At 65.8% G+C, this 12,322-nt stretch carries 9 protein-coding genes; 6 read left to right on the forward strand and 3 right to left on the reverse strand.

Annotation, left to right across the window (positions count from 1 at the left end; translation table 11 throughout):
- Positions 1–58: 58 nt before the first annotated feature.
- Positions 59–469 (reverse strand): hypothetical protein, encoded by a 411-nt coding sequence (locus tag Q1K09_RS01540; protein ID WP_300342630.1) that lies wholly within the window; start codon positions 467–469, stop codon positions 59–61.
- Positions 470–522: 53 nt separating this feature from the next.
- Here Q1K09_RS01540 and Q1K09_RS01545 point away from each other — a divergent pair, with 53 nt between their 5' ends.
- The 6 genes from Q1K09_RS01545 (at position 523) to mcrC (ending at position 8,714) form a co-directional block, all read left to right on the forward strand.
- Positions 523–1,536 (forward strand): LacI family DNA-binding transcriptional regulator, encoded by a 1,014-nt coding sequence (locus Q1K09_RS01545; protein ID WP_300342631.1) that lies wholly within the window; start codon positions 523–525, stop codon positions 1,534–1,536.
- 208 nt (positions 1,537–1,744) lie between these two features.
- On the forward strand, positions 1,745–2,635 hold the full coding sequence (locus Q1K09_RS01550) for a LysR family transcriptional regulator (protein WP_300342663.1): 891 nt from the start codon (positions 1,745–1,747) through the stop codon (positions 2,633–2,635).
- 115 nt (positions 2,636–2,750) lie between these two features.
- The gene (kdgD, locus tag Q1K09_RS01555; RefSeq protein WP_300342632.1) at positions 2,751–3,704 is read left to right on the forward strand and encodes a 5-dehydro-4-deoxyglucarate dehydratase; all 954 of its coding nucleotides are present in this window, start codon (positions 2,751–2,753) and stop codon (positions 3,702–3,704) included.
- A gap of 50 nt (positions 3,705–3,754) precedes the next feature.
- On the forward strand, positions 3,755–5,353 hold the full coding sequence (locus Q1K09_RS01560; RefSeq protein ID WP_300342633.1) for an aldehyde dehydrogenase (NADP(+)): 1,599 nt from the start codon (positions 3,755–3,757) through the stop codon (positions 5,351–5,353).
- A 74-nt stretch (positions 5,354–5,427) separates the two neighbouring features.
- A complete protein-coding gene (locus tag Q1K09_RS01565; RefSeq protein WP_300342634.1) occupies positions 5,428–7,665 on the forward strand; it encodes an AAA family ATPase in 2,238 nt (745 codons plus the stop codon).
- The gene (gene mcrC / locus Q1K09_RS01570) at positions 7,662–8,714 is read left to right on the forward strand and encodes a 5-methylcytosine-specific restriction endonuclease system specificity protein McrC (protein ID WP_300342635.1); all 1,053 of its coding nucleotides are present in this window, start codon (positions 7,662–7,664) and stop codon (positions 8,712–8,714) included. Before Q1K09_RS01565 ends, mcrC begins: the two co-directional genes overlap by 4 nt.
- Positions 8,715–8,747: 33 nt before the next feature.
- Here mcrC and Q1K09_RS01575 read toward each other — a convergent pair whose 3' ends face one another.
- Together Q1K09_RS01575 and Q1K09_RS01580 are read right to left on the reverse strand one after the other, a co-directional pair.
- On the reverse strand, positions 8,748–10,862 hold the full coding sequence (locus tag Q1K09_RS01575; RefSeq protein WP_300342636.1) for a beta-galactosidase: 2,115 nt from the start codon (positions 10,860–10,862) through the stop codon (positions 8,748–8,750).
- A 117-nt stretch (positions 10,863–10,979) separates the two neighbouring features.
- Positions 10,980–12,287, reverse strand: coding sequence for an extracellular solute-binding protein (locus tag Q1K09_RS01580; protein ID WP_300342637.1), 1,308 nt, complete (start codon positions 12,285–12,287; stop codon positions 10,980–10,982).
- Between the last annotated feature and the right edge of the window lie 35 nt (positions 12,288–12,322).

Raw genomic sequence — 12,322 nt, forward strand, 5'->3', positions numbered from 1 at the left:
CACACTTGCGTCAATTGGGCCCTGTCACACTCAGCCGGCTCTCGGCGGGCTGTCCGGCCTAAGCGGATGCCCGCGCGTCCAGCCTCCAGCTGACCCACCCGCAGGCTGCAGCCAGCCCGGCGATCCACAGCAGCTGCAGCACCATCGCCAGCGGAGCCCACAGCATCCCGAAGGTGACCATCAGTCCCAGCGCAGCCGCAGCGCCGGCCGACTGAGCGGCGGTTCCCTGCGGACTCGTGCTCCACATCCACCGGCCAGCCCCGGAGACCGCGGCCGCCAGCAGACCGGCCAGCAGCGCCACCGGCCCCATACTCACCAGATAAGCGCCCAGCCCCCACAGCAGCTGGTCGGCGCTCAGATGCCCCAGCACCAAATCCACCGGCAGGGCGATGACGGCCGCCACTGCGGTCACGGCAAGGGCTGCTGCGGCGCTGCGCAGCACCCGGCGGCTCCACTGCGGAGGGGGCACGGTACAGTCCATAGCGGACATCATGCCTGAATCTGCGCTGTATTCTGAACCGCATGGCCTCGGCACAGGTTCGGGACGTAGCCGCCCGGGCGGGCGTCTCCCCAGCAACAGTCTCCAATGCGCTCAACCATCCCGAGAAGGTCTCCCGGGCCACCTACGAGCGCGTGCAGAAGGCCATCGAGGAGCTCGATTACGTCCGCAACGACGCCGCCCGTCAGCTCCGCCAGCGCCGCAACCGCGCCGTGGGCATGATCGTGCTGGATGTGGCCAACCCCTTCTTCGCCGGCGTCGCCCAGGGGGCGGAGGACACGCTCACCGAGCTCAAGCGCCCTCTGCTGCTGGGCAACTCCGGCCAGGCGCGGGCCCGGGAACTGACCCACCTGCGGCTGTTCGAGGAGCAGCGTGTCTCCGGCATCCTGATCTCTCCGGTGGGCGATGTGCTTCCGCGGCTGCGCCGCATCAAGCAGCGCGGCACGGCCGTGGTGATCGTGGACCGCAAGTCCGGGGCCGGGGAGTTCTCCTCGGTCTCAGTGGATGATCTGCTCGGCGGGCAGCTGGCTGCCGAGCATCTGCTGGCCCAGGGCAGACGCCGCATCGCCGTGATCGGCGGCCCGGCCACCATCCGCCAGGTCTCCCACCGCTACGCCGGAGCGCAGCGGGCTGCCGAGGAGTTCGGGACCGGCCGGGCGCAGGTGGAGTTCTTAGACACCGGGGCTATGAACATCGACGCTGGGCGCCGCGGCATCCGGGAGCTGCTCGAGCGCGGGAACCGCTCCCGGCCCGACGCCGTCTTCGCCACCAATGACCTAGTGGCCCTGGGAGCTCTGCAGGAGCTGACCCGCTCAGGAGTCCCGGTGCCCGACGACGTCGCCCTGGTCGGATACGACGACATCGAGTTCGCCGCCTCCGCCACGGTTCCGATCACCTCGGTGCGTCAGCCTGCGGTGGAGATGGGCGCGCGGGCCGCCGAGCTGCTCACCGCCGCCATCGAGGACCCTCAGGCGCCGGTGCAGCATCCGGTCTTCACCCCCACCCTGGTACCGCGCGAATCCAGCCAGACCACCTGAGCCCGCCTGCTGCGCGGGGATCCAATCTATCCCGCAGAGGCTGCCGGCTGCGCGGGGATCCTGCCAGCGCCCCCTGCGGCACAGGGGCCGCAGACCTGCGCACATTCTCCGGTCGCTGGGACAGCACGTCTTGTTCTGGGCCGCAGAAGGTGCCAGTATGATGCTCACCTAGCCGAATCCGTGACCGTACTGATACTCGGAGTGCATCCTGTTTACCCTCGACCAAGTACGCTGCTTCGTCACCGTGGCTGAGGAGCTCCACTTCGGCCGTGCTGCCGAACGGCTGAACATGACTCAGCCGCCGCTGAGCCGGCAGATCCAAAAGCTGGAGAAGTCCGTGGGCGTTCAGCTGGTGGAGCGGGACAACCGCCGAGTAGCGCTGACCCTGGCGGGTGAGGCCTTCCTGGACGAGGCGCGCAAACTCATGGTCACCGCCGACCGCGCCCCGCAGACAGCCCGGCGGATCGCCTGCGGACAGGCAGGGGTGCTGCGCATCGGCTTCACCGCCGTCTCCGGATTCAGCGTGCTGGGGACGCTGCTGGCTGATGTGGCAGCCGCCGCCCCGGATGTGGAGGTGGACCTGCGGGAGATGGTCACCAGTGAGCAGATCGATGCCCTGGCCACAGACGAGATCGACGTCGGCCTGGCCCGGCCGCCCTTCGACTCCGATCAGTTCGCCTGCCGCCTGCTGCATGCCGAGCCCCTGGAGCTCGCCGTACCGGCGGACCATCCGCTGACCCGCCTGCAGAGGCCGGTGACCTCGGACGACCTCGCCGAGACCCCGCTGATCATGCACGCTCCCACCAAGGCGCGCTACTTCTATGATCTGGCGATCCGCCATGTGCCGGTGCATCACGGCAATGTGGTGCACACCGTCAGCCAGATCCTGACCATGCTGTGCCTGGTGGCCGCCGGCCGGGGAGTCGCCTTCGTACCGGCCTCCTCCCGCACCCTGCGCATCGAGGGAGTGGAGCACCTGCCGCTGGCCGCCATGCGCGACGACGTCGTGGAGCTGCACCTGGTGTGGAGCCGCACCCGGGTCAACCCGGCCCTGCGCCGCCTGCTGCACCACCTGGACCGTGATGCTGCAGACACATAATCTCATTCCAAATATGGCTTAGACGGCATACCGTCCGGTGCCTAGGGTGTGGTGAGGACATCCATACCCGGTTCCGCGCAGCGGAGTCCGGCCCACCAGTCATCAGGAGAAACACGTGCCCCACTACACACCGCAGGAGCTGGCGAGCTACCTGAAGGACGGGCTGCTGTCCTTCCCGGTCACGGCTTTCACCAGCGATCTGCAGCTGGATGAGCAGCGCTACCGCGAGCATGTCAGTTGGCAGGCGCGTCAGGGTGTGGCCGGCCTCTTCGCCGCCGGCGGCACCGGCGAAGGGTTCAGCCTCTCACCGGAGGAGAACGCTCTGGTGGTCCGGGCCGCTGTGGAGGAGGCTTCCGATCACGTCCCGGTGCTCGGCTCCGCTGGGGGCCCCACCTATCAGGCCGTCCAACACGCCCAGGCCGCCGAGGCTGCCGGATGTGAGGCGGTCCTGCTGCTGCCGCCCTACCTCACCGAATGCGACCAGCAGGGACTTGCCGCGCATGTGCAGGCGGTCTGCGAAGCCACCCGGATCGGCGTGATCGTCTACAACCGCGCCAACGCGGTCTACTCCGCCCAGACAGTGGCGCGGCTGGCGGAGCGGCATGAGAACTTTATCGGCTTCAAAGATGCCACCGGGGATATTGAGGCGGTCACCCGGGTGGTCACCACCGCCGGGGACAGGCTGTTCTACCTGGGCGGGCTGCCCACCGCTGAGACCTTCGCCCTGCCGATGCTGCAGCTGGGCATGAGCACCTACTCCTCCGCCATGTACAACTTTGTCCCCGAGTTCGCTCTGGAGTTCTACGGCGATGTGCGCCGTCAGGACACCGCCGCGGTGACCGAAAAGCTGCGCCGGTTCGTGCTGCCCTACCTGGAGATCCGCGACCGGAGGAAGGGCTATGGCGTCTCGATCGTCAAAGGCGGCCTGTGCGCTGTAGGACGCGACGCCGGCCCGGTGCGGCCTCCCCTGCAGGACCTCACGGAGCAGGACGTGCAGGACCTCTCCGATCTGATCGACGCAGCCGGCATCCGGCCGGCCGAGCAGAGCCCCAAGCTGAGCAGAGTGTGAACCCTGAAGACCAGAATGCGGCCGCACCGGCCGGTGAGGAGCAGTTGAGCATGGCAGAGACACTGACAGGCACATCGATCATTGCAGGTAAGAGCGTGCCCGGCACTGCCGGTACAGTCACCGGAGTCAACCCGGCCACCGGGGAGCAGCTTCAGCCGGAGTACTCGCTGCTGGAGACCGACCAGCTGGCCGAGGCCACCGCAGCAGCGCGTCAGGCCTACGAGTCATTCTCCCGGCTGGACCCTGAGACCCATGCGGCGTTCCTGGAGCGCATCGCTGAGAAGATCGAGGACCGGGCCGATCAGCTCACCCCCCGGGTGATGGCCGAGACCGGGCTGCCCGAGGCGCGGGTGACCATGGAGCGCGGGCGCACCGTGAACCAGCTGCGGCTCTTCGCCTCTGTGGTGCGCCAGGGCGACCACCGCGGCGTCCGGTGGGACCCGGCTGTCCCCGACCGCACCCCGCTGCCCCGTCCTGACGTCCGGCAGCGCCGGATCCCGCTGGGGCCGGTGGCCGTATTCGGCGCCAGCAACTTTCCGCTGGCCTTCTCGGTGGCCGGCGGTGACACCGCCTCCGCCCTGGCCGCAGGCTGCCCGGTGGTGTTCAAGGCTCATAACGCCCATCCCGGCACCTCGGAGATCGTCGGGTCCGCCATTGCCGAGGCGGTGGCTGAGTCGGGGCTGCATCCAGGGGTGTTCAGCCTGGTCTACGGGCCCGGCACAGTGATCGGCCAGGCCCTGGTGTCCGACCCGGCCATCACTGCCGTAGGATTCACCGGCTCCCGCTCGGGAGGAACTGCACTGATGGCTGCTGCCGCGGCCCGCGAGGTGCCGATCCCGGTCTATGCGGAGATGAGCAGCATCAACCCCGTCTTCTTCTTCGACGGCGCCCTCAGCGGCGACGACGACTCCGTTGCGGAGCTGGCCGGGGCCTACCTGACCTCTGTGACCGGCTCCTCCGGTCAGCTGTGCACTCAGCCGGGGCTGGTGTTTGTGCCCACCGGGGAGGCCGGCGACCGGTTCGTCTCCGCTGTCGGGGAGGCGGTCGCCGGTATACAGGGACAGACGATGCTCACCGCCTCCATCTGCCAGTCCTGGAACTCCGGGGTGGAGAAGCTGGCCGATCAGGCCGGAGTGGAGCTGGTGGGCCGCGGCTCCGACGGCGAAAGCCGGAACGCGCCTGCGCCCGCTGTGTTCCAGACAAGTGCAGAGCAGTTCCGCAGCAATCCGGTGCTGCATGAGGAGATCTTCGGCGCAGCCTCGCTGGTGATCCGCTATGACTCGCCAGAAGACCTGGTCCAGGCGGCCGAGCAGCTGGAGGGCCAGCTGACCGCCACGCTGCATGTGGCCGAATCGGACTACGCTGCGGCGTCCCCGCTGGTGCCGGTGCTGGAGCAGAAGACCGGACGCATCCTGGCCAACGGGTGGCCCACCGGCGTGGAGGTCAATCACGCCATGGTCCACGGCGGACCGTTCCCGGCCACCAGCGACTCCCGCACCACCAGTGTGGGCACCCTGGCGATCGAACGGTTCCTGCGCCCGGTGGCCTACCAGAATATGCCCGAGCAGCTGCTGCCGGCCCCAGTGCGCAGCGACAACCCGTGGAACCTCACCCGCCGCATCGACGGCGAACTGCAGCTGGACTCCTGAACCAGTCTCCGCAGCCGGCGGCCCGCACAGTCCGCTTGGATGACACCGACGAGGTCAGCGGGCAGTATGTAGCCATGGTCACCACGCAGCTCACCAATGATCCGAATGACGCTGCCCAAGCGTCTAGGCCAGCCCCTGACATGGTGCTTGCGCATGAGGCCGGTGAGGTGATTGTTCATATGCTCGGCGATGAAAGGTCGGTGATCGACCCGGCGGCGATGATCTGGACCGCTGAGGCCGCTGCCGATCTGCGGGCAAGAGTCGGTGACAACCCCATCGTTGGTACCGGACAGAGCCAGTGGGAAAAGCTCGATCATCAACTCCAGGGCGCATCCCGGGAGGTAGTCCTCCTGACCGCCGAACTGGTGTTCCTGCGCGAGCACCCGGTGCGATCAGCCCGGCCGGATACCCGCTCGGCACATGTTGAGCGAGTTCTCTCTCACCTCGATTCCCAGCATTTCGTCCCGGAGCCGATGTCAACGTGGCTGGCTCGCCCTGCCGGGACTGCGGGCTTCGAACCAGGCTCTTGGTACAACGGAGCGATGTGGCGGCACCTCATCTGGGCATCGACGTTCATCCTGCACTGGAATGACTTGTCGGAGGCCGAGCGTGAGACAGCCCGCACCGACCCATGGGAGCTGCAGAGGGTAATGCTCGCCTCCGGAGAAGACCGCTCCGACATCCGCAACGCACTACAGTTTCTAGCCCGACCAGACGTTTTCGAACCAATCTCGTCGGCGAAGATGAAGGCTCAGATCCGCGATGGCCTTGCTGACCGCATCGGGGGTGCCACGGGCAGCACCCCGGCGTCGATAGATCGCGACCTGCTCGCCATCCGTACCGCACTAGCTCGGGAAGTTGAAGGACCATTCCACTTCTGGAGTCCCGGGGTAGTTGAGCTCTGGGACCCTACTGCACACGAACTACGCTCGACAGACGTTGCGACTGCCGAGTTGGCCGAACCACGCCCCCGGCACTACTGGCTCTACTCCCCCGGGGCTCAAGCTTCCGAATGGGACGAGTTCTCCTCCAGCGGTGTCATGGCAATCGGCTGGGACCAGCTCGGTGATCTTGCTGCGTATCCGAGCCGCAAGGCAATCCGGCAGGCTCTCGATGTCGAGGGAACCGGCGGGTCGATGAAGAACGCATCTCTAGCACTGTGGCAGTTCCAGAACGAGGTCGCTGTCGGCGACATTATCTACGCTAAGCGCGGTCGGCGAGAGATCGTCGGTCGCGGTGAGGTCACCTCCGACGCTCGATTCGAACCAGAGCGCGCTTCATTTCGCCATATCCGGTCGGTGAAGTGGACGCATACGGGGTCATGGGAGCACCCGGGGCATGCCGCGACCAAGACACTTACCGACATCACCGCTTACCACGACTATGTCGAGCAGCTCGAGGAGCTTGTCACCGGTGAGTCCGAACCAGAACTGCCTCAGCAGTCCGAAACGCCGCGCCCCTACGACAGCGCGGCATTCGTCAAAGAGGTGTACCTGCCTGAGGAGCGCTGCATACGGCTGCGCTCACTCCTAGCCCGCAAGAAGAACATCATCCTCGCCGGACCCCCCGGTGTGGGGAAGACTTTCGCCGCTAAGCGCCTGGCCTATTCGATCATGGGTGTCCAGGATTCAGGCCGGGCCCAGATGGTCCAATTCCATCAGAGTTACTCCTACGAAGACTTCATGATGGGCTACCGACCCACCGAAGCCGGCGGATTCAAGCTCGCCGAAGGACCCTTCTACCAATTCTGCAAGAAGGCACAGGCCGATGACGACCGCCCATACTTCTTCATCATCGACGAGATCAACCGCGGAAATATCTCAAAGATCTTCGGCGAGCTGCTCATGCTCATTGAAGCCGATAAGCGCGGTCATAAGCTGCGCCTCCTCTACAAGAACGAGGACTTCTCTGTTCCTGCAAACGTCCACATCATCGGCATGATGAACACCGCCGACCGCAGCCTGGCCGTACTCGACTATGCACTGCGCCGCCGCTTCGGCTTCTTCGAAATGGCCCCGGGCTTTGACTCAGCTGGGTTCACTCGATGGCAACAAGATATAGGCAGCCCCACACTCGACCGTCTGGTTGAGGTCGTCATTGACCTCAACACCACGATCGCCGACGACCCGGCGCTCGGCCAAGGTTTTGCCATCGGGCACAGTTATCTCTGCAGCTCTGCTGAGGCTGAGGACGATACGTGGTTATCCTCCGTCGTCGACGATGAGCTCATACCCCTGCTCGAGGAGTACTGGTTCGACGAACCGACCAAAGCCGAGGAGTGGGCGGGCAAGCTCCGAGCTGCCGTCGCATGACGTCCCTGTCCATTCCCATCCGCAATGTGTACGTCATGATGGCGTATGCATTCCGGGCCATCCGCAGTGACAGCCATGACCATATCGCTGCCGAGCGCTTCGATCATCTTCACGACCTGTTCGCGGAGATTCTCCTGCGCGGTGTGGGGACCCAGGTCAAGCGCGGTCTTCACCACGACTATCTTCAACGCAGCGACGAACTCGCCACAGTCCGCGGCCGTATCGATGTCAATGGCACTATCGCCAGCCGCTCGACCGTACGAGGCAAGTTAATCTGCGAGTTCGACGAGTACTCGACTGACACGCCCCACAACCAGGCGTTGAAGTCGGTCCTCGTTCTCCTTGTCCGCCATGGGGAAGTCACCCAGAGTCGTAGGAACGCGCTCCGCCGGTTGCTGCCCTACCTGGATGCGGTGACGCTAGTCGCTCCTACCTCGATCCGCTGGAACGCACTCACATATCACCGCGCCAATGCCACGTACCGGCTGCTGCTCGGAGCCTGTGAACTGATCGTGCGCGGTCTCTTGCACACACAGGTCTCCGGCAGCACCAAACTCGCTTCCTGGATATCTGATGAGTCCATGAGCAGTCTCTATGAGAGATTCTTGCGCGAGTACTACAGCATTCACCACCCTGAGCTTTCCCCGGGCGCATCCGCCGTCGCCTGGGACTACGACGCCGGAAAAGCCCACGGCGCCGAACACCTCCCTGCAATGCGCACCGACATCACCCTCCGGAGTGGTCAGCACACGCTCATCATCGATGCGAAGTATTACAGCCAATCGATGCAAACTGGGTGGTTCGGCAAGAAGACCATCCACTCAGCCAACCTGTACCAGTTGCTGACGTATACAAAGAACGCGGATGTGGACCGCAATGGTTCAGTAAGTGGCCTCCTGCTCTACGCACGTACCGAAGGAGCAGAACAGCCGGACCTGGACGTAGTAATTCAAGGCAACCGCATCGGAGCTGCCACGCTCAACCTCAACCGCCCCTGGGATCATCTCCGCTCACAACTCGAACACGTGATCAGTTGGCTGGAGAGTTGAAACCCTGCTCTGCCGTGATTCGGTTCGAGCTGCTCAGCGCTCCTCCACCACGGCGACCTCGCCGGAGGCGACCTCCAGACGGCCGGTGACTCTGGTGCCGCTGAGCAGCTCCGAGCCTGAGGCCTTCAGAGTCACCGGCTGTGGTGTGTGGTTGAGCACGAACAGGTAGCTGGCACCGTCAGGGTGCCGCCGGCGGACCACGTCCACGCCTTCGGGTGCGTCCTGGTGCACCGGCGGCACACCGGCTTCGATGAGCACCTGGCGCACCAGCGCATCCAGGCTCGGCTCATCCAGCCGGGTCGCGGCGTACCAGGCCGCCCCCTTACCCACAGTATTCCGGGTGATCGCCGGTGAGCCTTCCAGCGGGAACTGTCCAGTGGGCGCCAGCGACGGTGGCATCTGGGAGGAGCCGTCGGCCATCCGCAGCTCGGCGAACCGGGCCAGCACCTCCGCGGCCCCCGCACCCGAGTCGGCGCAGTGGACCTTCTCGCTCCAGAGGTCTGCGCGGCCGCCGTCGTCGAGCAGCAGCTGCTCCCCGCGCTGCAGCGGCCAGAACTCCTCGGTCCGGATTCCCAGCATGCGGCGGAACGCACCGGGGTAGCCGCCCAAGTGCACTGCGTCGTTCTCGTCGACGATGCCGCTGAAGAAGCTCACCAGCACCTGCGCCCCGTTCTCGGCGGCCTGTGCGATCCGCTCAGCATCCTTCTGCCGCACTAGGTAGAGGACCGGAACGATGACGGCTCGGTAGCCGCTCAGATCGTGGCTGGGGTGCACGACGTCGGTGGTGACCCCGGCTTTCCACAGGCTGCGGTAGAAGTGCAGCACCTCTTCGGGGTAGCTCAGCTCATTGGTGGGGTGGGAGTCCAGCTCGGCGCCCCACCAGGCCTCATAGTCGAAGAGCAGGGCGACCTCGGACTGCACCTGGGATCCCTGGACCGGCCGCAGCTGCCTCAGCGCCTCGCCGAGCCGCACTGCGGTGCGGTAGACATCGGTATCAGGTCCGGCATGCGGGACCATCGCCGAATGGTACTTCTCCGCCCCGGAGGCGGACTGCCGCCACTGGAAGAACATCACGGCATCTGCTCCGCGGGCCACATGCCCCAGGGAGTCGCGCAGCATCTCCGCCGGTGACTTGGTGTGGTTGCGCGGCTGCCAGTTCACTGCTGAGGTGGAGTGCTCCATGAGCATCCACGGCCTGCCCCGGGCCACACCGCGGGTCAGGTCTGCGCTGAAGGCCAGCTCAATGTGGCGGTCGGGGTCCTCGGCGACGGTGTAGTGATCGGTGGCGATGACGTCCATCTCCTCCGCCCAGGCGAAGTAGTCCATATTCTTCGACCGGGTGGTGCACATGAAGTTGGTGGTCACCGGAATCTGCGGGGTGGCCTCACGCAGGATGTTCTTCATCTGGCGGTAGTAGTCCAGCAGCTCATCGGAGCTGTACCGGTGGAAGTCCAGCTGCTGAGTGGGGTTGACGAACATCGGAGCCGTCCGCGGGGGAAGGATCTCCTCGAAGCTGGAGTACCGCTGGGACCAGAAGGCGGTCCCCCAGGCGGCGTTGAGCGCCTCAGCGGTTCCGTAGCGGCGGGCCAACCAGGTCCGGAAGGCCGCCGCGGCGTCGTCGGAGTAGTCGTGGCCGTTATGGCAGCCCAGCTCGTTGTCCACGTGCCACAGCGCCAGAGCGGGGTGATCGGCATAGCGCTGCGCCACAGCCCGGGTCATGCGCAGCGCGTACTCGCGGAAGACGGGGTTGGCCACCGAGTAGGCCTGCCGGGCCCCGGGCCAGAGGACAGTCCCGTCGGCGGTCTGCGGCAGGATCTCCGGATAGCGGTGGGTCAGCCACGGCGGAGGCGAGGCGGTGGCGGTGGCCAGAGCGGCTGAGATGCCTGCTGCGGCCAGCCGGTCCATCGTTTCGTCCAGCCATCCCCAGTCGTACTCCCCCTCCCGGGGTTCGAGCATCGCCCAGGAGAAGATGCCCACACTGACTAGGTTGACCCCGGCCCCGGTCATCAGCTCAATGTCCTCTTCGCGAGTGGCCTCCGGCCACTGCTCGGGGTTGTAGTCACCGCCGTAGGGCAGCCCGGATATCCGGGACGGCCATCGCCAGTTCGATGAGGGACTGCTGGTGGGGTGCGGGCTGCGGTGGCTCATACCTCTCCTGATGGTGGGGCAACGGGGCTGAAAATGCGCACTGTACCTCAGCAGGCGCCGGCGGGGGCGACCCCTGGCTGAGCAGGTGCCGCCCCCGCCGGCGCGCAGGGTGTGCAGCTACTGAAGCTCGGACTCCATTTCGGGGATCATCTGCTCTGCGGCTTCCTCCGGTGTCAGGTTCTCGAAGAAGACCTCGATCTCATAGCGGTAGAGGATCTCCTGCAGTGCGGAGAAGCCGAGGGCGGGCACCGGCTCGGCCGGCTGGGCCATCACATCCTCCTCAATGGCGGCGATGAAGTCGGCAGACTTCTGGTCGGCGGGCTCCAGATCGCTCATGATGGACTCGCGGACCGCGCTGTTGGCCGGAAGCCCGCGGTCCATCTGGTTGAGCTGGCCGGCGGTCTCGGAGTTGACGAAGAAATCGATGAATTCCTTGACCTCCTCCGGATGCTCAGTGGCGGCCGAGGCGGAGAGCATCATCGAGGACTTGTACCACAGGCCGTTCTCCGCCGAGTTGCCGCTCTGGCTGGGGAAGCGCAGCAGCTCCAGCTCAGCGCCGGAGGCAGAGGTCAGGGCCGGCAGCTGGTTGGTCCACCAGGGGGCCATGGCCACCTGGCCGGTGCCGGTCAGCGACTGGTCGGGGCCGGCGCTCTGGTTCTCGGAGATCTCTGTGGCGGTGGGCATGCCGGTGCCGACCATATCCAGGTAGTACTGGAAGTACTCGGCGGCGTCTTCGGCGGTGAAGCCCAGCTCGCCCTCGGCGGTGGTGAAGTGCTTGCCCTGCTGACGCAGCCACACCTGGAAGCCGCCGGGTTCGTTGGGATCGTTGGTGCCGAAGGCCGAGTCGTGATTCTCGCTGATCTCCGCAGCGATCTCTGCGAAGTCCTCCCAGGTCCAGGTGGTGTCATCGGGCATCTCCACACCGGCTTCGTCGAAGATGTCCGGGTTGGCCACCAGGGCCAGCGCATTGATGCCGGTGGTGATGCCGAACAGGCCGTCCTCAGTGCGACCGTTGTCCACCGCCCCCTCGTCGAATTCGGAGAGGTCGATGTCCGAGAGGTCCAGCAGCGCGCCGCGGTCGGCGTACTCCCGCAGGTACTTGTCATCCATCTGAATGATGTCCGGAGCGTCTCCTCCTGCCGACTGGGTGGCCAGCTGGTCCCAGTAGCCGGACCAGTCGCCGAACTCACCCTCGATGGAGATATGCGGATTCTCATCCTCGAAGGCGTCGATGATCTCCTGGGTCATCTGGTGCCGGGAGTCCGAACCCCACCAGGAGAAGCGCAGCTGCACCTGCTCCTGGGAGTCACCCTCGGTGTCTGCGGCATCGCCTTCTCCTTCGGCTTCGCCGCCGCAGGCGGTCAGCACCAGGGCGGCGGTCGCCGCCGCGGCGGCCAGACGGGTGTAACGGGTGTAGTGCGTCATCGTGTCCCTCTTCAGTGAGCGAGCAGTTCCAGGTG

Origin of the sequence: Nesterenkonia sp. (assembly GCF_029265375.1) — a bacterium.
In the GTDB taxonomy this organism is placed as follows: Bacteria; Actinomycetota; Actinomycetes; order Actinomycetales; family Micrococcaceae; genus Nesterenkonia.